Raw genomic sequence first — 26,633 nt, 5'->3', positions numbered from 1 at the left:
ATACAAAAAATCACTGTATAATACACGCCAAATTTCATTAAAACACTATGAACTCTATGAAAATGGCATACTTCTGGCGTAAAGGTCTATGGGCGCTGATGAGCCTGTTTTTTGTTTTAATCGTGGCAGGTAGTCTATTTTACCTCTATCTTGAAAGCCAACTCCCCAACGTAGATTCGTTGAAAACAGTGCAATTACAGGTACCTTTACAAATTTTCAGCAAAGAAGGTTTACTTATTCAGGAATATGGCGAAAAAAAACGAATTCCTGTTACTTATGATGAAATACCGCCCATGCTGATCCATGCTTTAATTGCTACTGAAGATCAACGCTTTTTTGAGCATCCTGGTGTGGATGTTTTAGGTCTTGGACGTGCTGCAGTTCGTATGGTTAAAACTGGAACAAAATCTCAAGGTGGTAGTACCATTACCATGCAAGTTGCGCGTAATTTTTTCTTAAGTCGTAAAAAAACCTTTTTGCGCAAATTTAATGAAATTATGCTTGCTATTAAAATAGATAGAGAATTGAGTAAGGAAAAAATTCTCGAACTCTACCTTAACAGAATCTATTTAGGTAATCGTGCTTATGGAGTTGGTGCTGCCGCAATGGTTTATTTTGGCAAGTCGCTTAAAGAATTAAATCTGGCAGAACTCGCAATGATTGCTGGACTACCCCAAGCACCTTCAACTCAAAACCCCATTGCAAACCCCTTAGCTGCGAAAAAACGGCGCGACCATGTATTAGAACGCTTGCTGGAAGAGCATTACATCAATGAAGAGCAATATCAAAATGCGATAAACCAACCAATTACAGCGAAGTATCATGGCACTCCTATCGAAGTGAAAGCACCTTATGTTGCTGAAATGATTCGTCAATCCTTATACGATAATTTCGGCCCTGATGCGTATACTAAGGGTTATAAAGTTTACACGACTATTGATGGAAAGTTGCAAAATACAGCCAATGATGTAGTCGAAAAAAATTTAATCTCTTATGACCACCGGCATGGTTATCGAGGACCTGTTGCTACAATTGGTGAAAAAGACAGCAAATCCTTGCACTCAATTCAAAAAAACCTGGAAAAATATCCGGAACTTAACCATCTTCTTCCGGCGGTTATTACCGAAGTCCGGGAAAATGAGGCAACAGCTACATTGCAAAGTGGCCGAACCATTCTTATCCCTTGGGCCGGTTTATCTTGGGCAAGACCAGCACTTAAAAATGGTTGGGTAGGTAAATCTCCATCCAAAGCCATGCAAGTTGTTGCTGTTGGCGATATTATTTATGTTCATTCAATAAAAGACCATTGGGAATTGGCACAAATTCCTGAAGCTGAATCAGCAATGGTGGCACTTAATCCTAAAAATGGTGCCATAGAGGTACTCGTGGGTGGATTCAATTTCCAAAAAAGCAAATTTAACCGGGCAACTCAATCCAGCAGACAACCAGGGTCCAGCTTTAAACCTTTTGTCTATGCTGCAGCTTTGAATAATGGTTATACTCTGGCAACATTGATTAATGATGCGCCTATTGTCGTTGATGATCCAAGTCAGCCAAACTTATGGCGTCCTCATAATGTGAACCTGAAATTTAACGGACCAACACGGTTAAAACAAGCCTTGGTCCAATCTAAAAACCTAGTGTCCATACGCATCCTTGATGACATTGGCATCAATTACACCATCGACTTCCTATCTCGTTTTGGATTTAATAGGAAAGCACTTCCTAGAGGGTTATCCCTGGCTTTAGGCAGTTTATCAATTAGCCCTATGGATCTGACTGTTGCTTATGCTGTTTTCGCAAATGGCGGGTATAAAGTTGAACCTTACCTCATTGATCACATTACTGATACAGATGGCAAGATATTATTGCAAGCCAAACCAACCGTTGTTTGTAATAACTGCGACAACAGTGTGGACCATTCAACGCTAGCTCCGCGAGTTATTCCCGAAGACATTAACTTTCTAATGTATACTGCTTTAAAAGATGTGATTCAGCATGGTACTGCCCGTGCAGCTCGTGTGCTCAATCGCCAAGACATAGCAGGTAAGACGGGTACAACGAATGATCAAGTAGATGCCTGGTTTGCTGGGTTTAATTCCGACCTCGTTGTAACAACATGGATAGGTTTTGATAATCCCAAATCCTTACATGAATATGCTGCGGGGCTCGCTTTGCCATTATGGATCGACTTTATGAAAGTTGCATTGAAAGGAAAACCTGAAAGTGAAATGAGACAACCTGAGGATGTAGTCGCAGTTCGCATTGATCCAAATAGTGGTTTATTGGCGCGTCCTAATCAGGCAAATGGGATCATCGAGTATTTTCGTAATAAAGAAGTTCCTGCGGAAGAAGATCCAACACCTGTCTTTAATGCGAGTAATGATCAGCAACAACTGCCTGCTGTTGAGGATAGTTTATTCTAAATCTTTTGTTTCTACGTCCCGCGGCTTGTCCGCGGGATCCAGCGTCTATTGCAAATTTCCTAGATCCCGCGGACAAGCCACGGGACGTAGTAAGTACATAAAGTATTTCTTGAATAATAGTTCAATACATCTAAATCGCTAATCAAAAAAGTTGACGACACTTCAGGCTTGTCAACCAAGCCTACGGTACTACGAGCCGACCTGACTTAATGTTTCGATTAATAATCTTTAAGGTTAATTAAATTAGCAGCTTTGTTGATAGATAGATTGTTTTAATCGATGTAGCCTGGGTGAAGCGTAGCGTAACCCGGGAATTCCTGGCATAAATTTCCCGGGTTACGGCTTCGCCTCCACCCAGGCTCCAAAACTACGAGGCAATAAAGTTTAATGTTTCATTAATAATCTTTAAGAGTAATTGAATTTGCAGCTTTATTTATACGCTGAGTTGAACGATTAATAAAAAATTTAATTAAATAACCTGGTGCAATTTTCATAAGCCGTTCGAGTAACCAGGAAAGTAAATTACTCTTCTCTTGAGAACGCATTACTTGGGCAGCCTTAATCCCTAATTCCTGATTGAGCTTAACAAAAGGACGCATTTGATTTTCATAATTTTGCAACGCAAGCGGATAGTTACCTTTTGCTGCTGCCAACTCCCCAGCGAGAATGTAAGCACCAATGATAGCCAGACTACTCCCCTGACCCGACATAGGTGAAGCACAATAAGCAGCATCACCCAATAAGACTACCCTGCCCTGTGACCAATGATCCATATGGATCTGTGCTGCCGCATCAAAATAAAAATCCGGTGACTCAGGCATCATTTTCAGAAATTTAGGAATCTCCCAGCCAATCCCTTCATAAACAGTCCTAAGCACTTGGTGCTGCTGTTTTACATTACGAAGATCAACTTTCTCTGGAGAAATAAATCCAAAGCACGCCTTAGCATGCGGCTCTCCTGAAGCGCTCCAAACTGACGCAACTCTACCTAACTCTGAGTATTGCATTTCTAATCGATCCAAATTTAAATAATTGGGAACGGTAAATACACAGAGATATAAACCTAACTCCTGGGAAAAAAGTGATTCGTCACCAAATACAAGCTGTCTTACATTTGAATGAAGCCCATCAGCACCAATAACCAAATCGAATTCTCGAGCTTTATTATTTTGAAACTTAACTTCTAAATGATCAGGAAATTGAGATATCTCTTGAATACTATCCCCAAAAATAAATTCTGAATCAAGCACCTGATCCATGAGAATCTGACATAAAGTTCCACGAATAATTTCCACATCATCGCCAACTCGATGTCCAAACTCATTACCACTCATTTCCTGGATTACTTTCCCATTCCTATCAACCAGCAATGCACCTTGCATATCCGTACTTTCTGCTACAACCGCCTCATAAATATCCATTCGTCGCAGAACATGTAGTGCTGCTCCACGAACATCGATTTTATAACCTCCGGTGAGCAATGCTGGAGCACGCTCAACGATGGTGATCATAAAACCATAGCGTTTTAACCAATAAGCAACAGTCAATCCTGCTATACCTGCTCCAGAAATAAGTACTCTCATATTACTCTCATGCCTAGGAAAGAGAACTTGAGTTTATCAATTTATTGATAAATCATTAACATAAATTATAGGGTAGGAGGGGACGGAAGAGAAAATGTAATCCTAGGTATAATAAAAAACCGGACCACCATGTTAAATAAAAAGGGTCTATTTATAATCAAGGCCTTACGGCCAAGATTGTAGATAGACCAAGTCTAAAGTTTATCGACCCGCCAATGCGATTCCTGCAGGCGTATACTCATAGCCTAAATCACGGGCAACTGCATCAAAAGTAATTTTACCTTGGTGAACATTTAACCCATTAAGTAAATGCTTATCATTCAATAAAGCCAACTTCATGCCTTTTGTTACAATGCTTAAAACAAAAGGTAACGTTGCATTATTCAAAGCAAAGGTTGATGTTCTTGGCACTGCACCCGGCATATTTGCAACACAATAATGCACCACATTATCAACAACATATGTAGGTTCTTGATGTGTAGTAGGTCGGCTTGTTTCGAAACATCCACCTTGGTCAATAGCTACATCCACCAGTACCGAACCAGGTCGCATTGATTTAAGCATTGAGCGCGTCATTAATTTCGGAGCTGCTGCTCCAGGTACTAATACCGCACCAATGACTAAATCAGCGCTGGCTGTATATCTTTCTATGGCATCCGCAGTAGAATAAACGGTATTGATCTTAGATCCAAATTGGAAATCCAACTCGTTTAAACGTTGCAAGGAGCGATCGAGTACTGTCACTCGAGCTTCCATACCCATTGCCATACGTACGGCATTAGTACCAACTACTCCTCCACCAATGACTACGACATTTGCCGCAGCTACTCCAGGAACTCCGCCTAGTAAAACGCCGCTACCACCTTGAGCCATCTCCAAACAATGCGCTCCTGCCTGAATCGACATACGTCCAGCCACTTGTGACATAGGTGCCAGTAAAGGCAGTCCCCCATTGTCTTCAGTCACTGTTTCATAAGCTATAGCAGTAACTCCAGATTCTTTAAGCATACGTGCTTGGTGAGGATCTGGGGCCAAATGCAAATAGGTAAATAAAGTTTGACCTTCGCGAAGACGCTTGCACTCAATGGGTTGTGGTTCTTTTACTTTTACAATGAGTTCAGCTCTAGAAAATACCTCATCCGCGCTATCAACAACCTCTGCACCGGCATGTCGATAATCATCATCAGAAATCCCAATTCCCAATCCAGCACCTTTCTCTACAATAGCAGAGCTGCCTACTCGTATAATTTCCCTAATACTAGAAGGAACAAGACCTACACGATTTTCTTGAGGTTTAATTTCTTTTGGAACACCTACTAACATACTTTCTCCCTCTAACGGTTTTTTAATTGTGCGATTAACTGTGGCACAAGTTCAAATAAATCACCAACCAAACCATAGTCAGCGATTTGAAAAATAGGGGCATCTTCATCCTTATTAATTGCAACAATAATCTTGGAATCTTTCATCCCTGCCAAATGCTGTACCGCTCCAGAAATTCCCACAGCAAAATAAAGCATTGGTGCAACTATCCTTCCGGTTTGCCCCACCTGGTAATCATTAGGAACAAACCCGGCATCTACAGCAGCACGGGATGCTCCAACAGCAGCACCAAGTACATCAGCTAATTCTTCAATCAACTTAAACTTCTCGGCACTTTGAAGTCCTCTTCCCCCAGAAACAACAATTTTAGCGCTTCCTAGGTCAGGGCGTTCAGACTTACTTAGCTCATGTTTAACAAATTGGCTATTTTTTGCAATAAATTCTTTATCGATTTGCTCAATGCAACAACTCGCCTGATTTGTAGTTACTGGATTAAAAGCCGTTACTCTAATCGTCAACACCTTGATTGAATCAAGAACTCGTACAGTCTCTATCGCATTACCCGCATATATTGGATGTTCGAAGGTATCTTTATCGAGAATTTTACTCACATCAGAAACTTGAGACACATCCAGTTGTGCTGCAACACGTGGAGCGATATTTTTACCGAAGGTACTTGCAGGCATTAATATGGCTTTAAATGAATGCGCAAATGAAAGAACTAAATCACTTATTTGCTCTGCCAACGGATGTTCATAACACGGTTTATCAATGCACCAAACAGCATGCGCTCCTGCAAGAATTGCCGCTTGTTCTGCTACCGTTTTGCATTGATGTCCTATAACGAGTAAAGTCGGTTCGCCACCCAGTTCCAATGCCGCAGCTAGAACATTACGAGTAGATGGATGTAATGTTTGATTATCATGTTCAACGAGTACTAAAGTGCCCATCACGTTCCCCTTATCAAAGCACTTTGGCTTCATGCTGTAGTTTATTCAATAACTCAGCCACTGATTCAACTTTCACTCCTGCACTGCGAGCATCAGGTTCAGCGACTTTTAATACCTCAACGTGTTTTTTAAGCGACAGCCCCAGACTATCCAATTCCAAGTTTTCTAAAGGTTTCTTTTTTGCTTTCATAATATTGGGAAGGCTTGCGTATCGAGGTTCATTCAAACGCAAGTCCGTGCTCACTACCGCTGGCAAATTCACGCGAATTGTTTCAAGCCCCCCATCAATTTCCCGGGTTACCTGAAGGTAGTCGCTGCCTGCTTCAATTTTGGAGGCATACATTGCCTGGGGCCAATTTAATAGAGAGGCCAACATTTGGGGTGTCTGATTATTATCACCATCAATGGCTTGCTTACCCATTAATACTAAATCAGGCTTTTCATCATCGACAATTTTTTTTAATATTTTTGCAATATTAAGGCTTTCTAATGAATCTTGGGTGCGAATCAAAACTGCTCTATCAGCGCCTAAGGCTAAAGCATGTCGCAAGGTTTCCTGAGAACTCTCACCGCCAATACTTACTACTACAACTTCTGTAGCCCAGTTTTTTTCACGTAAACGTAATGCTTCTTCAACAGCAATTTCATCAAATGGATTCATTGCCATTTTAATATTTTGTGTTTCAACTCCGGAATGGTCCGATTTGACCCGAATTTTCACATAGGGGTCGATTACACGCTTCACTGCCACGAGAATTTTCATAATTCCTCACTGGATAATCAAAACTTACGCATCTTGCCAGAGATACCCTGCCAAATTCAAGGGGTATTTCAATTTTACCCTGAATTTGACAATGGTAAAGGCCATGAATATAACGCCTAAAATTTAGACATTAAACGAGATACCTGCCTATACAGCTGTTACGTTGTAGAAGGACATACTACTACAGCAAGTTGCATCCCAGAGTCATCTTTGAGCAGACTAATCACACGTTCAGCACGATCAACTGCCAAGGCAGTTTTTCCTCCTTGAGTGTAAACACTGGGATCTTTCTTAACTAATTCTAATGCTTTAGAGGCTTTTGCAATTTTTTCTTCGACTTTCAATTCATCGTCTTTATCAATTACACGCATTCTAAGCAAAAATGCATCTAATGCGCGATGTTTTTCCCCCCCTGCTCTCCAGTTTCTAAAAAATTGCTGTTCTAATAATCCGAGATAGGATTCAATTGGCGCTGCAATCATTTTTAATTCAGGCGTTTTAAAATTATCACTGATACTTTGATTCTGACTTGCAAGAATCAATTCGCGACATAAATTTTCATCTATTGCAGAATTGCCAGATTTCTCCTCTGAAGGGGCACAAAGTAATGGCGTAAGAAGTGTAGAACCTATTTGCAAGCTCATCTCATAGCACTGGCGAGATGCCCAAAAAGTCATTTCAACTAAACGAACTAATAAGGTAGTTGTGGTCGTGGCAGAAACTATAGTGATTTTTTGCAAGGTATTACCCAGCTTTTGCAACTCTGTTGAATTGCTGCCTGCCATAAATTGACCACTTTTCAATAAAGCAAAATAAAGCGCATAAACAGCAAATAATTCTTCGGCAAAGACAAAAGTGCTGAAACTAATAAAAATCATTGGGAGAAATGAAATTAACGCACGAATCCCCTTTGGCTTTATTTTCCCTACTTCATCAAAATATCCGGTAGATTGATCAAGTAATCCCAGAAGACTCACATAGAAATGACGCTCAGTAAATGTCCTGGAAGTATTTTTTAAGTTTTCCAACCATTTTTTAAGATCTTCGCGAGTAGCAATTTCATCAAATTTAATCGGTTTAAAATCCTGAGGCGAAATTAACTTACCATAGCAAAGCGATAATGTTTTAAAACAAGCTCCATCATTGCGCTTTTCAGACAGAGTACTCTCAATCCATTTTGCTTCCGAACTGAATTTTCCCATAAGGTCCGGATGAAAATTTAAAGATAAAATTTTATAATTTTTTTTTATTTTTCCTTTATCCGGACCATCTTTAAGCAATGATTTATTGATTAATTTAATAAAATCGGCGTCCAACCGTAAAAGAGCCTCCTGGTTCAAATCGCTTGTATAACAATCTTTTTCTTTATCATAACTGGCATAGATGCTAACCAGAGTTTTTAATTCAGTCTCTATAGTCATAACCTCTCCCTAGATTGGCTATTTAGGATCGATACTGCTAAAACTCGTTAACTTTCTGAAATCCTAGTTATCGCATAGTACAATCCATTTTATTAAACCAATTCTTCCGTTTAAAATATTCCGTAAAAAAGCCAACAACCAACAGACTAATATAAAATGCACTCATCACATCACTCAAATAATGGAAATATAACAAAATTCTTGAGGCAGCAACCAAAAGAGCAACAACAAGGAACACATAAAAACATCGAGGAAAGAGCACCCCTAATCCTGCTGCTAAACTAATAACCGTTGTCGTATGTCCTGAAGGCAAAGACCAATAATCTGAACTCAACTTAAACCAATAAAATCCAAATTCATTACTGGAAAATAACAACTCAGGGCGAGCACGACTCAACGCCACTTTCAAAATCAAACAAACCAAATTGGCTAAAAGTACACAACCCAGTAAATACCAAGATCGGGTTTCATAAACAGTATTAACTTGAATGTATCGAAAATACAATCCCGCAATAAAAAACAAAATACTATAAATGACCCATTTTCCCAAGGCGGTCAACAGGACCAAAATGGGAATATTGACTCTAAGATCCAACTGGTAAAAATAAGTTGCCAAAGGCTTGTCTACAAAATAATAGGCTAAAATAACCAAAAATGCATAGGGAATAATAACCCAAGGCTTTTTCATAAAATTAAAGAACTTTTCAAATTGTGACATCAATCAAATCCTCATTTTTCACGTAAGTACCATGGAATGGTAATAACAATCACATTAGGATCTCGCTTTAAAAACAGTAAAGCGCGTAATCCTGTGGCATGAATATTGTGTAATAAATGCTCATACCACCTTGGTTCTACTAACTCGGGTATAATAAGAGCAATCAGCCTATCTTTCCTCTCTTTTCTTACTTTATCCACAAAATTTAATATTGGCTTATAAATACGCCTATAGGGTGATTTAATAATTTCTAATTTAGGAATCCCTTTATCGGCTTTTTTAGCAGGCATTTCAATCAGTTCATGCCAAAGTTGTTGCAAACGTTCAACGTCTTCATATTCTGCATCAATAAAAATCGCGGTAATATCATCTGAGAGCAGTATTCCAAATTGAACTGCTCTTTCTGCGATTAAATCCAAACCATGTATTGGAATAATAACCACAGGGGACTTTAAGGAACGAGGATTTATCTTTATCGGATTTTCAATTTTACGAGCAATTTTTTCGTAATGATGTTTAATATGATACATTAAAACTGCTAATGTAGGCGCAAGAACAACAATTATCCAGGCACCTTCTATAAATTTTGTGACAAGAATAATAAAAAGTGCGAGTGCTGTGATTACAGCACCCACCGCATTAACTATTAATTTATATCGCTCATTTCGATTTTCCTTACGCGACCAATACTTTACCATGCCAATCTGAGAAAAAAGGAATGCACTAAAAGAACCAACTGCAAATAATGGAATCAGATTATTCGTAATTCCCTTAAAAGCAATCAGAATGACAGCAGAAAAAATTGCTAAAATGATAATCCCGGCCGAGAAAACCAGGCGTCTCCCACGCTCAGCAAAAAAATGAGGTAAATAATTATCTTCTGCAAGTAAACGACATATTCTCGGAAAGCCTGTAAAACTGGTTTGTGCTGAATAGGTTAGAACAATAAAAATACTGGCAATAGAAATATAGTAAAAAATACCTTTTCCTGTAACTGCCCCAACGAGTTGTGACAATACGGTTTGATAACCTGGCTGATTTTGATCCATGGCTTCAATATGATAAACAGGACAAAGATAACCTATGAATATTAAAAATAGTGCCAGGGTAACAACAATTATAGTCAACGTCCATTGCGCATTTTTAACTTTTGGTTTGCGAAATAAAGAGACTGCATTACTTACTGCCTCAACTCCCGTCATCGCAGTTAGTCCGTAGGAAAAAGCGGTTAACAACATCCAAAATGTTACTGCTTCAGTTGCACTCGTTTGCATTTTCCTGGGAGGATTTAAAGGTTGTGGGTGCCCACTACTAATCCAAGTATCGACTAATCCCATCGATAGAGCAATTAACATGCATAATATAAAAATTACTACGGGAATTAAAAAAAGTACCCCTGTTTCACGAGTTCCTCGCAAATTCAATACAGTGAGCATCAGCAAGATCACGAGACATAAAGTCAGTGTGTAGGGATGCAATGCCGGGATTGCTGACAAGATAGCACCAACGCCTGCCGATATACCGACCGTAACATTCAATAAATAATCAAGCAGCAATGAAATTGCTGCTCCTACACCATATTTCTTGCCCAAATTATCACTCGCAACAGTATATGCGCCACCTTTTTCGGGATATGCTGCAGCTGTTTGTAAATAAGATACATATAAAAACAAAAGAACAACGACAACTAATAGGGAAATGGGAAAAAAATAATGTAACCCGATTATTCCTGCTGGTAATAGCATAACGAGTGCGGCTTCTGGCCCATAGGCCGTTGAAGCTAATGAATCCAATCCAATTGCAGGTACCCCAGTTAATATGGACAATTCTTGCTGCTTCTTGGACTTCAAAGAAAGAGGTTTTCCAAAAATTCTATTTATAAATGACATGTCCTTATAACCTCAAAATTTTTTTCCTATTGTAACGATTCAATAAATCTTAATAAAGAATCTTTATCATAAGATAATTCATTGTAATTAGCTGTCTCGAGCTTAATTTGAAATCATTGATATTGTTGACACTAAAGCCAAGAAGGATAACAATTCAACATTTATTCTTAGCAGCAGGAAGGAATTAGCATGGATTTAACAAAATTTTTCAAGAGGTCAACCCAAGCGCTTATTTTTGCTGCGCTGGTAATTAATGGAGCGTATGCCCAGGATATTACAGTGGTTGGCACTCTGAAGCAGACCTTAAAGCAAGCACCTGCAAATTTGTCGCGCAAAAGTCTTGTGAACGAAGAAAAGAGCATCCAATTACTGCAAGTACATCTTTCTGACGAAGTGAGAAACCTGCTGACCAACCGTGCCCAAGATGCATTAGCACATACCCACCAGTTTGCTTATGCTTCCTCAAATAGAGCAGCCTCACCAATACCTAATCATGTTCAATTAGGTATGAATAATGTACCAGTCTTGGATCAAGGAATACATGGAACCTGTGTCACTTTTGCAGTAACTGCTGCGCTTGATGCCACCATGACCAAAGGTGATTATATTAGTCAATTGTGTCATTTACAGTTGGGTAGTTATTTGGAAAAACACGGTTACGGTTTAAGCGGCTGGGATGGAAGTTATGCGAGTTATGTAATTGACCAGATGGAACAGTACGGAATCGTTAACAAAATAAAACAACTAAAATTCGGTTGTGGTGGCATGAAATACTATCCAACATACACAGATCATGATCCCGAATCGTTTATGGATCCTGAACAATTTAGTTCACTTAGCGAGTTCATCTTTGGCAAGGAAGTCAATTGGTCTGATGTATTTCAAAAAACCGATCCAGCAAAGAACTTAAATGATGTCAAGCAAGCCCTATCTGCAGGTGACCGATTGGTTTTTGCGGTACTTCTTCCACGTACCGATTTAGGTACTGTAGGTGCAGTCGGCAAATATAAAACATGGATATATAAAGATACGTGGGTTTTAACGCCAGAAATAATTGCAGACGTTGATTATGTCGAAGCAGCTCATGAAATGGTCATTACTGGATATGATGATAATGCAGTTGCCGTGGATAATCACGGAGTGAAGCATAAAGGATTATTGTTCTTAAGAAACTCTTGGGGCACCTCTGTAGGGGACGACGGCGAATTCTATATGTCCTATGATTATTTTAAATTATTATCCTTTGATATAACCCGATTTTCTCGAACTTCGATATAGCGGCTAAGAAATCCTTCAAAAAACAACCTGGGGGAAGGCGCAGCCGTAACCCCGGGATCTAGATATAAAACTTCCCGGGTTATGGCTGCGCCTCACCCAGGCTACATTTTAAAACTTGAGTTGTAAACGATAAAAATCAACGGCATTTGTCAATAAAATTTTATTGGCTATACGGTCATCAAAGACATCCAAAATAAGGTTAATATCGTTTTTCTTAAAAGGTTGTGGTGCGCGCGTTGAGGGAAGATCGGTACCAAACATCAACGCATCGGGATTAATCGATGCAATTGTTTTCAGGATGCTTGCGACATCAAAATCAACTCTGCCAAACCCGGATGCTTTGACTTTGATCCCTTGTTCAACAAGCTTAAATAAAACTGGGAGTCCGCTTTTTGATAACCCAAGGTGGTCTATGCTGACTGCAGGTAAACTGAGTAGCAAATCAGTTAATTCCACGAGTTCAGAGGAATCAACATACAATTCTACATGCCATTGGGCAATCTCATAAACTCGATGTGCCATGTCAGTTAAATGCTCCATTTTTTCTGAACCACCACGTCGCAGATTAAATCGAATACCGCGAATTCCTTGCTGATCTAATTCAATAATTTGCTCGTTACTTGCTGTAGTAGGTAATTGAGTCACCCCAACAAAATTTGGGCCCAAGACATGTAACGCATGTACCAAATAGGTTTGATCAAATGCTTGGAAAGATCCCGATACCACTGCTCCACCAAGAATGTGCAGCGGTTTTGTAATTTTTAGGTAATCAACAACCGTAAATTCATCAGGTAAATAAGATTGATTCGCAACCAACGGGAAGCGGTAATCAATAATATGTAAATGCGCATCAAACAGATTAATCATGAAGTCCCTACTTTTATATATTTCCCTGTATTACATTGTAGCCTGGGTGCAACGCAGCGGAACCCGGGTTACTTATCATCAGTTTCCCCGAGTTCCGCTGCGCTGCACCTAGGTTACAAACGATTAACAAACTTCACTTCCTCGACAGGTGGGTGAGATTGCTGCTTTGTGTTTTCGGTAAAGAATCGACAACTTAAAGTATCTTCCTTGACTGATTCCATCAAAGTTGGGGTATCCCTGTATCCACCGAGACAATACCTTTGCCATTGACCATCCAATTCCATTTCAATAAAACAATGATCCGGATTAACATCAATAGATACAGGAATCTCAGGATACAAACGACTCATTTCTTCTTTAAAGGCAATTGCTCTTAAACGGCAACTTGCAACACCTAACTTTCTTGCCTCTTCAAGATACTCCTTGCCATTATGGACGGTAACTCCAATGGAATTGCGTAACTCTCCGCGATCTCTACCATACCTAAGGTATTTCATTAATAAACGATGTATTTCTTGATGCTCAGGGTGTGCGGTTAACGTGCTAAAAACAGGATGTGCCCTATAATGTTTGGGCATGCGTAACAATAAATTGACAAACGCTTCTCTAGGCTCTGCGGCAGGTTCCAGTAAGCGAATATAATACAAATGATTTTTATTAGAATAGTTTATTTCAAAATCATCCTTTTTTAATCCTTGAATTGCGATGTCTCGCAAGGTTTCACCAGGATGCAAGGAAGGTAGGGCTTGCCAATTTTCTGTCAAACTTAACCTTTTTTTTCCTTTAAAAAGGACACGATCGGATTCCTCTTTTCTTTTTTTAATGAGTTCTTCTGTTATTCCCTCAGCATGAAACTCATAGCGACACTTAACCAAGTTCTCCGTAGCATTCATGCCCGCTAATTCAAAATATTGGAATGGAGAAGATGGGTTTTCATGAATTACCAGATCAGGATAAACTTCATCACGATAATACTTAGTTGGTGGAGTAAAAGTCAGTGAATCAACTGGTGTAAATATGGGTTTTCTATATTGTGGCTGAGCGATAAAAGCTTTTGTATCAATACCGCTTTGATACGTTTTTTGTTTTATTTCTTTCTCGCTCATAATGCGTTTTTTTAGGCTTTGCAACTCCAATTGTTCTCTTTCAGTATATAAAGGATTTGCTATTTCAACTTCGAGAATAGCTTGTTTCGTTTGATTCAAATGATACTCGTCCAGTTTGGGCGAGAATATCGACGCTACCTGATTAAGCTGTGTTTCCATGGATTGATGGTCATCTGCCAAGTCTCGACAGACCTTATAATCCAGGAAATGTATCTGTTGTGTATCTAATTGTTGATGTTGTACTTGCTCAAGTACTGTGGCACGCGTTGCCGGTTTTAATTTAGACGCCAGTAAATCATCAAAATCCTCTCCATTTATGGCATTTTGTAAGGACTTTTTGTTCATTTGAACCAATTGTCCATTTTCCCAGGTATATAGCGCATGCCCAGCAGCAAGCAATTCAATCATATGCGCTAACATCAACTCACGCTTACTTGTTGACCAGCTGGAAAATGACCAATCAGAAAAAATATAAATTTGACCGGTAGGCACTGGTTCAAGAACCTCAACTACTTCTTCTTGAGCTTTTCCTTGAATACTGGGATTACTCTTTAGTTTCTCTGTTGCTGCACAGATATCTCCATCAAAAATGCCTTGAGTACGAGCAAATGCCCTCAGATTAGTATAAGAAGTTGAGGGAAACCATTCGCCCAAAAATCCTGTTTTTGTTTGCAATGTAGGAAGTAATGTGGCGATAAGCTTTAAAGCCTCATCAACCTGTAATTCAATGGGATAATCCTGGAGTTTGGGATCACGAAAAGGCATAAGAAGTTTTTTCAAATCAAATGCTTTTTTTCTATTCTTTTGATTACTCCACCACCTGGATTCAATGCGCTGAATTTCATTATCTACCACATCTAATAAGGTACGCATCAATTCTTTGCCTGAGACGGGTAAAATTTGTAATTTAAATGGGGGGAGTTTTTGTGCTGCAATCATTGCTTCAAAATCATCGAATTGCTCTTGATCCACAGCATCGTTTGCTTGATTTATATTTTTTGTAGCTTCACGAAGACCGGCCTCCAAAGATTTGGGCAGAACATGTCTTCCTCTATTTACAAGATCGGGATTCACCTGATTTAAAACTTGCATCACATTGTGGGAGCAAAAAGTGTCATTAGAAGGAACGCGCTTTTCTCTATCTTTTTTATCCTGCTTATTTGACCATTGAAAAAGTGATTTAAGTACGGCCCAAAAGCTGGTGCGGCTTTTTCCTTGTTCAAGTAATCTTTTGGTAATATTCACTTGAGCCTTGTATGCTTCAAGGAATTGTTGTCTTTGTTTATTGTCGGTATGTTTGAATACCAACAAACTTGAATTAACTGTCAGTAGAGTTTCTGCTAGTCCCGATGCGCGCCAAAACGTAACCAATAATTGGATTAATCGTTCTTTATTCTCTTTGCATGCAACCAGAAATTGTTTGATGAGATCTTCTGCCTCCTCATTTCCTGTTATTTTGGAAGCCCAAAGTTTCATCCATTTAACGCCACCTTCAAGTGCGTTCTTCATTTGCACGGATGTGAATTCTTTACTGCAATAATTGAGGAGCAGAACCGTTAGTTCCTCTACGGTCTTATCTTGAAGATTTCTAATAAATACATCCGGTGACGAAGAAAGTTGTCGCTCATAATTGTGGCATATGATCCCGTGTTCATTCTTGCCAGTACAAACAAAGACTGTAACAACCTCCATATGCCCATGTTTGTTGCCAGGAGTCGTAATGGATTGAGCGGCCTGTTTTAGACGTATGAAAGGTTTTCTACTACTTGAGACGACAAACACTATATCGCCTGGATCTATAGCACAATCCTTCATCAACAACATGCCGCTCTCCTATTTTTAATTACCAGTGGCCGTGATGATGACTACCACCATAAGATGTCACTGTTGTGTGAGGATGGCCGTGATGATGACCATTATCAGAGCATGTTAACAAAGTTTCACTGGTTACTAATGATGATAAAAGAATCGCCACTAAATCATCATCACCGCCTGCTTGTTCTAAACCCTTAGTTATTTCATCAATCTTACTGGGCTCAAAATCCAGCTCTTTAAGTCGAGATGCAAGATCTCCAGGCTTAGAAAAAGCGAGTATGCCGACTTCAGCAGCATGCGCTTTCAATAAAGGTAAATAAGATTCTTTTTTTGCTTGTAAAACTGACGAGCTAGGGCTTGTTTTTTTAAGCAGATTATATCTTTTAATAACGTCATCAACATATTGGATTGCATTTTGATTATCTCTAAGAGATTCACTTTCGCTTTTTTCACCTAACGCCTCATATCGAGATACTAAATCGTTTATTTTCCCTAAAGCATCTTTAAGCTCGGGCGTTAATTTATTTAATGTTGGCATTTTGTCTCCTAGACTAGTTAAATTTCGGGCAAAATATATCATGCATAGACCAACCAATCAACTTTCTGACTCCAATTTAATCAACAATTAACATACTGATTTGACAAAAAAAATTAAATACATCCATCTGTAAGAAGGACTTTTAATTTCCTTTTTACTTGTTATTGGAAGCAACTATTCGCTAGAATCACGATACCTTCATTACTGCTTAGTTTTTCAATGATAGAATTTACCTTGATCCAAAAAATATGTATTTGGGCTATCCCCATTTTGCTTGCCATTACCCTGCACGAGGCAGCTCATGCTTATGTTGCATATCGATGTGGCGATACGACGGCAAAAATGTTTGGTCGATTAAGCTTAAATCCTCTTCGTCATGTGGATCCCATAGGTACCATAGTCATGCCTCTACTAATTGGTGTGCTAACACAATTTAATTTTGTTATAGGTTATGCAAAGCCTGTCCCAATTAACGCGAACCAATTTCACCATCCCCGGCGCGACATGATCCTGGTCACTCTTGCCGGACCATTTTCCAATCTTTTCATGGCATTTTTATGGGCTGCTTGCGACAAACTCGCACTCATTCTCAACCCGCGCACATCGATGGCTATACTTTTTCTTTATGCTACCTCCCAAGCAGGAATATTTATTAATTTGATTTTGGCCGCATTAAATTTACTTCCTATTCCACCTTTGGATGGTAGTCGAGTAGTCAGTAGCCTTTTACCTCCAAGACAAGCTATGGCTTATGCTAAAATAGAGCCTTTTGGATTTTTTATCCTTATTATTTTAGTGTTTACCGGAGTTTTAGGCATGATATTAACTCCGATAATTAATCTGGGACTCATCACACTCAGTGCCATTTTTAAAATATGAACGTCAACTTATTATGAATATCCTTGCTGATGCCTCTCTTCCAGGATTAGATCAGGCTTTTCCTATGCCCTTTCGCCTAACGCGATATCATCATTTTGATGAGATTGCGGGATTACTTGTGGGACAAGATGTTCTGCTTTGCCGTGCTAATCTAAAAGTAAACCAATTTTTATTAAAAAATCATTGTTTGCGCTACGTTGCTACTGCAAGCAGTGGAACGGATCATCTGGATCACTTTTGGCTAAATTCTCAAAACATTCAAATTATTGATGCAAAAGGCTCCAATGCACGAGCTGTTGCTGATTATGTCGTTGCCTGTCTTGCTTTTCTGGAGCAACAACAACCTTTTCTTGGGAATAAAGCAGGCATTATTGGCCTGGGAAAAGTAGGAGCTCAAGTTGCTGTACGTTTGCAAGCAGCTGGTTTTGAAATCTTAACTTACGATCCACTCAAAGCAGAACGTGATCCCGCTTTTCAAAGTTGTACTATCGAGGAATTGTATTCGGTTGATCTGCTGTGCATCCATGCTGAATTACATAATAGTCCCCCCTATCCCAGTGCTCATTTGATTAATCAGGATTTTCTTGCTCGATTAAAATCAGGCTGTGTCATTGTGAATGCCGCTCGTGGTGGAATTGTCAATGAGGAAGCACTCCTCCATTCCTCAAAACCATTAATCTATTGCACCGATGTGTATCTTAATGAACCGGATATCGATACACGGATTATTAATCAATCCACAATATGCACCCCTCATATTGCAGGTCATAGTGTTGAGGCAAAATACTCTGCGGTTGCTATGGTGAGCGTCGCTTTGCACCAAATTGCTGGTCTGACTCCCCCACAACTTGCAGTCCCCGCACTGCCCCGTGACTTGGTCTTGGAAAAAGACAACTTATGGCATGAGCTTATATTAAAAATTTATAACCCTCTTGAAGAAACATTATCCCTAAAGCATGCTTCAGATAAAAAAGTCGCTTTCTTAAATTTGCGTAAAAATCATCAAACACGTCACGATTTCTCTCAGTATTTCGAGGAGTCAATGTTGAATTATAAAACTAAATTATTATTGGGTATGTAAGAAATAAGACAACCAAATAATTTCAAATTGTTTACATAATAATACGCTTAAATCCAGTGCTTCTTTACACTTAGCAAGCTTGAGTCAAAATGGCCCAGGTTTTCGAACATTGGAGCATGGAGAATCAGGATGGTTTGGCCAAGATAGCAGGAATGTAAATAGGTCCTAAACTTGTCCCATTGTAAATTAGTAAATCAAATGATACTCTTTTTCCGATTTTTACAAAAAAAACAAAGGAGTATGTAAATGTCTTTAGGAGTAAAATTTTCTACCTTTACAGCAGCATTGGTTCTTGCTGGTTCTGCCTTCGCAAATAATACCTGTCCCGATTTGAGTGATCTTCAAGCAGAAGGAATCTCAGAGGCTCAACAGATTGGTAATAACTATTTCATGGGATTCACTATCAGTCAATTCAATTCAGCTACCTGGGGCTTTGCTATCGGACCAGTAAAAGCAGATGCAGAAGATGATGCATTAGATGCGACAAATGCAATTTTAAATAATATGGCTACTCCTGGATTTCCTTTGGAACTGGATCATGACACATTGATTTGTTTGTATGACACAGGCAATCCCTATGTTTATTCTGTTGCCATTAGAGATTACGCAATTAGCCCAATGAAATTAAAACAACACTTGCTAAAAGCTCATAAGTAAAAATAGATATTTGCTCGGTCTGGATAAAAAAATCCAGCTCGGGATCAACTTGGAATAATTAGATTTAACAAGGAGTTTTATTATGTCTTTAAAAACCAAATTAATTTCTTTTGCAGCTGCAATGGTCCTCACAGGATCTGCTTTTGCTGATGAACCAGTCTGTCCTAAACTGAGTGATATTCAAGCTGTAGGCATCACGATGGCTTCTCAACTCGCTTACAATTATTATATTGGCTATGCAGTCAATAACTACAATACTTCTTCCAGCTGGGGATTCGCTATTGGGCCGGTAGAAGCTGACTCTGAAGAAGATACAATCGATATCACCAATGATATTTTAGCTGATTTAACATCCCCAGGGATTCCTGAGTCAGGTAAAGGCGATGATGATTTAGTTTGTATCTATGAGACAGGCGATCCGAATTTATTTGCAGTAGCAATCAAAGGCTATGAAGAAATGTCACCGATGAAGTTCAAACGATATATACATAAATAGAATGTAGCCGGAGAAGCATTCTGAATCTCCTACACATCGCTGAAAAACCAGTCCCGCGGACTCCGCGGGGCGTAGGCAGTGATGTGATCAAAAGACACGAGAAGAATCGCGGATGCCGGAACAATGTGTAACCATAACACCTCGTTTATAGTTTATTTAGGGTCTACAGGTAATTCGCTGGATTGAGCTAAATAATGCGTTTTAGAGTGCATGAAGTATGGGAGTATCTCAGCGCTTAAAATCCCACCATTTTGGCCAAGATAGTAGAATTGCCTCCAGATCTTATTTACCTCTGCATTAATTTTTTTACTACATCCTGATCTGAAAAAGCATGTTTTATCGTGCCAATTTGTTGATAGGCCTCGTGTCCTTTTCCTGCAATTAAAATAACATCATGTTCCTCTGCTTTATTTAAAGCATATGCAATTGCTTCTTCACGATTAACCAGTTGAATGACATTCGATGAATTTGAAATACCCTGTGCTATCTCATCAACGATAACCTGTGGATCCTCTGTACGTGGATTATCACTAGTAATGACGATTTGATCAGCAAGTTTACTTGCAACCTTTCCCATCACCGGCCTCTTGGTCTTATCCCTATCGCCACCACAACCAAATACCACCCATAGTCGACCTTTTTTTAATTGATTTAAGGTAATTAAAGCATTCTCTAGAGCATCAGGAGTATGTGCATAATCAACAAGCACATAGGGCGCATTGGCAACAATTTCCATTCGCCCAGGAGCTGCTTTTAATTGAGTCATCACTTCGACAACCTGGGCAGGTGCATAATCAGAAGCCAATAAACTGCTAAATATGGCCAAGCTATTATATATATTAAATTGGCCTAGGGACTTTATCCTGAATTGATGCTGTCCCCAAGGTGAATGCACTTCAATTTCGGTACCTTTTATATCCATAAGCCAATTTACAGCTTTCACATCACAATCTTGATGTATCCCATAAGTTAACTTTTTAGCATGGGACTTAACAGCAGCAGAAATTATTTTTTGATATTCATCGTCTTGATTAATAATTGCCCATTTTAATGATTCTCTAGCAAATAATAATGCCTTGGCATTCGCGTAATTTTCCATATTGAGATGGTAATCCAGATGATCAAGCGTTAGATTCGTAAATATAGCCTGCTTAAATTCAACAGCATCTACGCGATGTTGTGCCAGTGCATGAGAGGACACTTCCATGCATACTTGTCTCAGACCTTGATTTTTATAGTGATGTAATAGCTTTTGTAAACAAAGTGAGTCAGGAGTTGTATTATCCAATAATTGAAGTTTATCAACATTGCCTTGACCAATAGTGCCTATGTAGGCTGCTCCCTGTCCTAATAAATGATGAGCCTGAGCTAATTGATAGGCGATGGTTGTCTTCCCATTGGTTCCAGTCACTCCAGTTACAGTTAAAAAACGACCAGGATCTTCATAAAACTGTTTTGCAATGGGTGCAAGTTGTGTCGCTAAGTCAGGGACAGGAACACAAGGAACTGATTCGGGTAATACGCAACTCTTGGGAAAATGGATAGGATCATAAGCAACAGCGACCGCGCCTGCAGAAACAGCCTTATTTATAAATAAACGACCATCAGCTGCTGCACCAGCATAAGCTACAAACAAATCCCCTGGTTGAATACGACGACTGTCATTTTCTAAACCGGCAATAGTACAATCTGAATTAATGTGTTGCATCCATGGTTTCAATAATTGTGAGAGTTTCATCACTTGATTCCTAATAATTCTAAAAATAGCCTGGGTGAAGCGCCTGAATCTTCTACACATCTCTGAAAATCCAGTCCTGTTCTGCTCTCCTACGTCCCGCGGCTTGTCCGCGGGATCCAGGAGATCTGCACTAAAACACTGGACCCCGCGGACAAGCCACGGGGCGTAGGCGGAGATGCGCTCAAGAGACAGGTGAAGCGCAGCGGAATCCGGAGATGCAGTATTTCCGAACCCGAGTTCCGCTGCGCTTCACCCAGGCTACATTATAACAAAACCTTTACCTTATGATCGAATTTTATCCTACCAACTCATCAGTTGGTATATTAAACAATCGTAAAGCTCCTGACATAACTTTAGCAAACAACGGAGCTGCAACTGCTGCAGCATAATAACTTTTACGAGAAGGTTCATGAATGATAACGACCACAACAAATTTTGGTTTTGAAACTGGCGCAATTCCTATAAAACTTGCGGTATATTTTCTATCTTTGTAACCATCTTTTCCTGCTACACGTGCCGTCCCTGTTTTTCCTGCTACACGATAACCAGGCACTCTTGCTGATTTTCCAGTACCATCTTTACCTAAAACAGCCTCCATCATGGATAAAACCTGTTGTGCTGTTTCGGGTTTCATTACCTGCACGCCTGGAGTTGGTGGATCATTATGCAGTAACGTTACTGGAATCAATTTGCCTAGATTTGCAAAAACCATATGCGCTTTGGCTAATTGTAACGCGGTTACCGACAAGCCATAACCAAAACTCACAGTAGCCAACACAAAAGGATTTGCATCTTTGACATGAACGATACCCCCTTCACTTTCTCCCGGACAAGTACTTTCAGTTCGTTGTCCAAAACCACAACGCTGCAGCAATCCAATTAATTGCTCTGGAGGACTGGCTAAAACCATTTTTGTTACCCCGACATTACTTGAATGTTGTAATACACCAGTTACATCAAGGATACCGTAATTATGAACATCACGAACTGTATGACCATGAACAATCATCCAACTCGGATTCGTATCAATAATCGTCGATGGTGTAAATAGACCGGTTTCCAAAGCGCTGGCGATACTAAATGTCTTAATGACTGAACCCGGTTCAAACGTATCGGTAACCGCCCTATTTCTATAAGTATCTTTATCGTAACCTCCCCGCGAATTGGGATTATAGGATGGAACATTCGCCATAGCTAAAATCTCGCCATTTTCCGTGTCAACAACTACAACAGAACCCGATTTTGCAGCAAATTCTTCAACTGTTTTAGTGAGTTCGCTATAGGCCAAATATTGTAAACGGCGATCAATACTTAAAGTCATATCACGCCCAGGGCGAGGTTGTTTTATTACACCTAATTCCTCAATAACTCTTCCTAAACGATCTTTAATTACCCTTTTCTTGCCAACAACACCCTTCAACCAATCTTGATAAGCAAACTCAACTCCTTCCAAGCCTTGATCATCGACATTGGTAAATCCGACTAACTGAGAAATACTGTCTGAATCAGGATAATAACGTTTGAATTCTTTTTGAAAGTTAACGCCTGGGATTTTTAATGCTTTTATTTTTTTAGCTAATGGAGGCGGTAATTGTCTTTGTAAATAGAGAAACTCTAATTCTTTATTTTCTGCATCTACTATTTTTCTGCTTAGCTGCTGGGGAGTTAAATTCAGATATTCTGCCAAGGACATAAATTGTTCTTTATCGGGTGAAAACTCTTTGGGATTTACCCACACCGATTCCACAGGAGTGCTAATTGCCAAAGGGGTACCATTCCTATCCATAATCATTCCTCTATGAGCAGGAATGTCTACAACACGTAAACTACGAGCATTACCTTGGCCTTGTAGAAATTGACGATGGAGTACAGTCAGATCCACCATACGCCAAATCAAAATGAATAAGAGCAATAAAAAAAAAGTAGATACTACAATCAGTCTGTTTAAATGAGTTGAGTTTTTCATGGATATTTATCCATCTGTAGCCAGGGTGGAGGCAAGTACCATAACCCAGGTTATATTGCACAAGAACTCCCAGGTTATAGCCTTGTCTCCACCTAGGCTACGTTACTAAAACTAAATGGCAATGGTACTCGTTTAAAACAAAAACTTCTACTGCTGTGCTTGTAACCAATAAGTATTTTTAGATGTTGGCAAAAGCATCTGTAATTTTTCAGTGGCCAGCTCTTCTACGCGCGCCGGTCTAGCCAGGCTTGCTTGTTCTAGAAGTAACTGTCCCCATTGCAGCTGTAAATAGTGTGTTAACTGTTCTTGTTGTTCCACCTTATTTAAAGTCACCCGATATGAGTTGGTACTGTATACAACCGCCAAAGCACTCACTAATACAGCAACTAATAATATAATCAGCATGTATAATGATTTTGACATATGCATATCTGCCAGTTGACCATTAAATAAAGTACCTTGATTGATTACTCTCGCTGCAGCGTTCATGCTAATTTCTCCCCTATTCTAAGTACAGCACTTCGAGATCTGACGTTCTCTTTTACTTCTATTTCTTGTGGCATAATCGCCTTACCTATTCTTTTAAAATTTGTCTTTAGGACTTCGTAACGAATGGGCACCTCAGGAGGGGGTTTGGCTCCCTGTTCTTTATCGCGCATAAATTGTTTGACGATGCGATCCTCAAGGGAATGAAAACTAATCACCGCCAATCTGCCTTTGGGAGCCAGAACATTAACGCATTGCTCCAGACAACTCTTTAAATCGTTTAATTCTTGATTTATATAAATGCGTATTGCTTGAAACACGCGTGTTGCTGGATGTTTGTGTTTTTCCCATTTGGGATTTGCTTCCTTCACAATTTCTGCCAATTGCAACGTTGTAGAAATAGGCGCAATGTTTCTGGCAGCAACAATTGCCTTTGCAATACGTCCTGCAAAACGTTCTTCCCCATACAGCTTGAAAACAGAAGCCATTTCTTCTGCTTCGGCTTCATTAACAAACCGTGCAGCACTTATGGGTTGAGACAAATCCATACGCATATCCAAAGGTCCTTGCTGCATAAAACTAAAACCTCTTTCTGGATTATCCAATTGTGGTGAAGACACGCCCAAATCCAACAAAATACCATCTACTTTTCCCAAGACACCCACTTCAGTAGCAAACTCCTGAATTCGTGCAAATGAACCTTGAAATATATGAAAACGCTTATCTTGACTAAAATGATCTCTGGCGTAGGCAATCGCTTCCACATCTTTATCTATGGCATATAAACGACCTTGATCATTTAAATGTCGCAAAATTTCTCTGCTATGGCCTCCACGACCAAAAGTGCCATCAAAATAGATCCCACCGCTTTTAATGGCTAGACCTTCTATTGATTCATGAAGTAATACTGATTGATGCGTTGCCATTTTTGTTTCCATTACAAAGAAAACGTTTTCATTTCATCGGGTAACCCACCAGTTCCGGAACTTTCCTCAGCCAACCATTGCTCACGTCGGGTTTCCCAAAGATCCTTACTCCATACTTCAAATTTATTACCTTGACCTATCATCACTACATCTTTTTCCAATTGCGCATAATTTCTTAAAACTGTGGGTAATAACACCCGGCCATTTGCATCCACTTCAACATCGGTCGCATGACCAATTAGTAAACGCTGTATTCTGCGTGCCGCAGCATTAAAGCTAGGTAATTTTTGCAAATTATCTTCAATGATCTGCCATTGAGCTGCGGTATAGAGAAGCAAACATGTTTCCTCAGTATCAATAGTCACTACCAAAGGAGTTTTTTCTTCAGCTCCCAGCGCGGCTCGATAACGCGTAGGGATAGCTAAGCGCCCTTTAGTATCAATGGTAATGGCATTTATTCCACGAAACATGGTTTTCTTTTATGCGGAAGTTTTTATCTTCCACAATTCTCCACTTTTTTATTATTTTACCCCACTTTTATACACTATAGAAACACATTTCTCCATGCGTCAAGATAAAAACCCACTTTTTAGATAATTTATTTAAGGCGCATGGGAAAAATGATTAAAAACAGATCTTTATTTAAAAATAATGAACATATTTTGAAAGGCTTTTCGAAACTCGCTGGAATGAGCCAAGTACGAGGCGTCTGCGTATAAAGTACATTTCTTATGTTTTGTAATTTAATTTTTTTGAAATTATCTGTAACTTACCCAAGAAAAGAATAAAAAAGAAACAACAAAGATGAGTTTTCTTTCTGCTGATAATCTATTTAAAATTAATTATTCATTAAAGCAGCCAATCTTATCCCTTGCAAAACCAAATCAGGAACGAGGCGATCATATAATTCCTGTTTTTCAAATAAGGAAGCAAATCCACCTGTTGCCAAAACCAATGCTTTCTCCGCCTCAAAAGCCTCCTGATTCAAGCGTTGAATCAATTCGCGGCAAGCACCAATAGCACCGTAATAAACACCCGATTGAATGCTCTCTATGGTCGAGCGTCCGACTGAATTTTCAATTTTTATGATTTCTACAGCGGGTAACTTCGCTGTATTTTTGGATAAAGCATCGACTGAAAGTCTAACTCCTGGCAAAATAGCGCCTCCCATATATACTTTCTGTGCGCTAATGACACAAAAAGTAGTTGCAGTGCCAAAATCAATAATAATTACGTTTTGGTTTGGATAGATATGTGTTGCTGCAATTGCATTTGCAATTCTGTCAGCACCCACTTCTATGGGATTACGATATTTGATATTTAGACCCGTTTTAACTCCCGCCTGTAACAAAAAAGGCTCTAAAGAAAAATATTTAACACAGGCTGCACGCAATGAATAATCAATTTGAGGGACAACAGAACAAATACCAATTTGTTTAATTGCTTCAGGAGAACAATTATTTTCTCGCAAAACACTTTTCAAAAAGATGCCCAATTCATCAGATGTACTTATTTTAGATGTATGACGAAAACGAAGCTTGATCTCTTCTCCATCAAAAACTCCACCATAGATATGAGAATTTCCAACATCAATACAAAGAATCATAATGCCAAGCATCCAGTTTAAAAAACATGATAGTAAATTGCGATGTTCATATTAGCAAGTTGTTCGCTAGAAAAAATGAAATTCGCAAATTAAAAATTTTAGTAAAAAAAGAAAGTGTTTT

22 protein-coding genes are annotated in these 26,633 nt (G+C 39.2%); 6 read left to right on the top strand and 16 right to left on the bottom strand.

All coding sequences use genetic code 11. The features are described from left to right. Nucleotides 1-56 precede the first annotated feature (56 nt). Nucleotides 57-2,426, top strand: coding sequence for a penicillin-binding protein 1A (locus tag FOLKNPGA_RS05705; RefSeq protein ID WP_182352085.1), 2,370 nt, complete (start codon nucleotides 57-59; stop codon nucleotides 2,424-2,426). A gap of 395 nt (nucleotides 2,427-2,821) precedes the next feature. Here the strand turns inward: FOLKNPGA_RS05705 and FOLKNPGA_RS05700 are convergent, their stop codons facing one another. The 7 genes from FOLKNPGA_RS05700 to FOLKNPGA_RS05670 form a co-directional block, all read right to left on the bottom strand. After that, nucleotides 2,822-4,009, bottom strand: a complete 1,188-nt coding sequence (locus FOLKNPGA_RS05700; RefSeq protein WP_182352084.1) for an FAD-dependent monooxygenase — start codon at nucleotides 4,007-4,009, stop codon at nucleotides 2,822-2,824. Between the two features lie 201 nt (nucleotides 4,010-4,210). Next, nucleotides 4,211-5,332, bottom strand: coding sequence for an alanine dehydrogenase (gene ald, locus FOLKNPGA_RS05695; RefSeq protein ID WP_182352083.1), 1,122 nt, complete (start codon nucleotides 5,330-5,332; stop codon nucleotides 4,211-4,213). A gap of 11 nt (nucleotides 5,333-5,343) precedes the next feature. After that, nucleotides 5,344-6,282: an electron transfer flavoprotein subunit alpha/FixB family protein gene (locus FOLKNPGA_RS05690; protein WP_182352082.1), complete on the bottom strand. Its 939-nt coding sequence runs from the start codon at nucleotides 6,280-6,282 to the stop codon at nucleotides 5,344-5,346. A gap of 13 nt (nucleotides 6,283-6,295) precedes the next feature. Beyond that, nucleotides 6,296-7,045: an electron transfer flavoprotein subunit beta/FixA family protein gene (locus tag FOLKNPGA_RS05685; protein WP_182352081.1), complete on the bottom strand. Its 750-nt coding sequence runs from the start codon at nucleotides 7,043-7,045 to the stop codon at nucleotides 6,296-6,298. A gap of 158 nt (nucleotides 7,046-7,203) precedes the next feature. Beyond that, entirely contained in the window at nucleotides 7,204-8,466 is a 1,263-nt protein-coding gene (locus FOLKNPGA_RS05680; RefSeq protein WP_182352080.1) for a J domain-containing protein, read from the bottom strand. A gap of 67 nt (nucleotides 8,467-8,533) precedes the next feature. Continuing rightward, nucleotides 8,534-9,184 carry a phosphatase PAP2 family protein gene (locus tag FOLKNPGA_RS05675; protein ID WP_182352079.1) on the bottom strand — a complete coding sequence of 217 codons (651 nt, stop codon included), beginning with the start codon at nucleotides 9,182-9,184 and terminating at the stop codon, nucleotides 8,534-8,536. 11 nt (nucleotides 9,185-9,195) lie between these two features. After that, nucleotides 9,196-11,073, bottom strand: coding sequence for an APC family permease (locus FOLKNPGA_RS05670; protein ID WP_182352078.1), 1,878 nt, complete (start codon nucleotides 11,071-11,073; stop codon nucleotides 9,196-9,198). A 189-nt stretch (nucleotides 11,074-11,262) separates the two neighbouring features. Here FOLKNPGA_RS05670 and FOLKNPGA_RS05665 point away from each other — a divergent pair, with 189 nt between their 5' ends. After that, complete coding sequence (locus FOLKNPGA_RS05665) at nucleotides 11,263-12,351, top strand: C1 family peptidase (RefSeq protein WP_182352077.1); 1,089 nt, start codon at nucleotides 11,263-11,265, stop codon at nucleotides 12,349-12,351. Nucleotides 12,352-12,459: 108 nt separating this feature from the next. Here the strand turns inward: FOLKNPGA_RS05665 and FOLKNPGA_RS05660 are convergent, their stop codons facing one another. The 3 genes from FOLKNPGA_RS05660 to FOLKNPGA_RS05650 all read right to left on the bottom strand — a co-directional run bounded on the left by FOLKNPGA_RS05660 (nucleotide 12,460) and on the right by FOLKNPGA_RS05650 (nucleotide 16,677). Continuing rightward, nucleotides 12,460-13,218: an amidohydrolase family protein gene (locus tag FOLKNPGA_RS05660; RefSeq protein WP_182352076.1), complete on the bottom strand. Its 759-nt coding sequence runs from the start codon at nucleotides 13,216-13,218 to the stop codon at nucleotides 12,460-12,462. Nucleotides 13,219-13,331: 113 nt separating this feature from the next. Then, nucleotides 13,332-16,148, bottom strand: coding sequence for a hypothetical protein (locus tag FOLKNPGA_RS05655; protein WP_182352075.1), 2,817 nt, complete (start codon nucleotides 16,146-16,148; stop codon nucleotides 13,332-13,334). Between the two features lie 19 nt (nucleotides 16,149-16,167). Beyond that, complete coding sequence (locus FOLKNPGA_RS05650) at nucleotides 16,168-16,677, bottom strand: coiled coil protein (RefSeq protein WP_182352074.1); 510 nt, start codon at nucleotides 16,675-16,677, stop codon at nucleotides 16,168-16,170. A 219-nt stretch (nucleotides 16,678-16,896) separates the two neighbouring features. On the opposite strand from FOLKNPGA_RS05650, the gene FOLKNPGA_RS05645 reads away from it, so the two are divergent. The 4 genes from FOLKNPGA_RS05645 (at nucleotide 16,897) to FOLKNPGA_RS05630 (ending at nucleotide 19,790) form a co-directional block, all read left to right on the top strand. Then, nucleotides 16,897-17,556: a site-2 protease family protein gene (locus FOLKNPGA_RS05645; protein WP_182352073.1), complete on the top strand. Its 660-nt coding sequence runs from the start codon at nucleotides 16,897-16,899 to the stop codon at nucleotides 17,554-17,556. 13 nt (nucleotides 17,557-17,569) lie between these two features. Continuing rightward, nucleotides 17,570-18,637 carry a 4-phosphoerythronate dehydrogenase gene (locus FOLKNPGA_RS05640; RefSeq protein WP_182352773.1) on the top strand — a complete coding sequence of 356 codons (1,068 nt, stop codon included), beginning with the start codon at nucleotides 17,570-17,572 and terminating at the stop codon, nucleotides 18,635-18,637. Between the two features lie 246 nt (nucleotides 18,638-18,883). Continuing rightward, nucleotides 18,884-19,294 carry a DUF4949 domain-containing protein gene (locus FOLKNPGA_RS05635; protein ID WP_182352072.1) on the top strand — a complete coding sequence of 137 codons (411 nt, stop codon included), beginning with the start codon at nucleotides 18,884-18,886 and terminating at the stop codon, nucleotides 19,292-19,294. Between the two features lie 82 nt (nucleotides 19,295-19,376). Continuing rightward, nucleotides 19,377-19,790: a DUF4949 domain-containing protein gene (locus FOLKNPGA_RS05630; RefSeq protein WP_182352071.1), complete on the top strand. Its 414-nt coding sequence runs from the start codon at nucleotides 19,377-19,379 to the stop codon at nucleotides 19,788-19,790. Between the two features lie 286 nt (nucleotides 19,791-20,076). On the opposite strand, the gene FOLKNPGA_RS05625 is transcribed toward FOLKNPGA_RS05630, so the two are convergent. The 6 genes from FOLKNPGA_RS05625 to FOLKNPGA_RS05600 form a co-directional block, all read right to left on the bottom strand. Next, nucleotides 20,077-21,528, bottom strand: a complete 1,452-nt coding sequence (locus FOLKNPGA_RS05625; protein ID WP_182352070.1) for a UDP-N-acetylmuramoyl-L-alanyl-D-glutamate--2,6-diaminopimelate ligase — start codon at nucleotides 21,526-21,528, stop codon at nucleotides 20,077-20,079. Between the two features lie 295 nt (nucleotides 21,529-21,823). Then, nucleotides 21,824-23,494, bottom strand: a complete 1,671-nt coding sequence (locus tag FOLKNPGA_RS05620; protein WP_182352069.1) for a penicillin-binding protein 2 — start codon at nucleotides 23,492-23,494, stop codon at nucleotides 21,824-21,826. 147 nt (nucleotides 23,495-23,641) lie between these two features. After that, nucleotides 23,642-23,983 carry a cell division protein FtsL gene (ftsL, locus tag FOLKNPGA_RS05615; protein WP_182352068.1) on the bottom strand — a complete coding sequence of 114 codons (342 nt, stop codon included), beginning with the start codon at nucleotides 23,981-23,983 and terminating at the stop codon, nucleotides 23,642-23,644. Further along, on the bottom strand, nucleotides 23,980-24,906 hold the full coding sequence (gene rsmH / locus FOLKNPGA_RS05610; RefSeq protein ID WP_182352067.1) for a 16S rRNA (cytosine(1402)-N(4))-methyltransferase RsmH: 927 nt from the start codon (nucleotides 24,904-24,906) through the stop codon (nucleotides 23,980-23,982). The genes ftsL and rsmH overlap by 4 nt, the downstream gene beginning before the upstream one ends. Before the next feature lie 11 nt (nucleotides 24,907-24,917). Continuing rightward, nucleotides 24,918-25,376, bottom strand: a complete 459-nt coding sequence (mraZ, locus tag FOLKNPGA_RS05605; protein ID WP_058388522.1) for a division/cell wall cluster transcriptional repressor MraZ — start codon at nucleotides 25,374-25,376, stop codon at nucleotides 24,918-24,920. A gap of 368 nt (nucleotides 25,377-25,744) precedes the next feature. Then, nucleotides 25,745-26,512 (bottom strand): type III pantothenate kinase, encoded by a 768-nt coding sequence (locus FOLKNPGA_RS05600; protein WP_182352066.1) that lies wholly within the window; start codon nucleotides 26,510-26,512, stop codon nucleotides 25,745-25,747. Nucleotides 26,513-26,633 lie beyond the last annotated feature (121 nt).

The sequence above is a fragment of the Legionella sp. PC1000 genome (genome assembly GCF_014109805.1).
Lineage (GTDB): Bacteria > Pseudomonadota > Gammaproteobacteria > Legionellales > Legionellaceae > Legionella > Legionella resiliens.
This window is presented reverse-complemented; position numbering and strand designations above follow the sequence as displayed.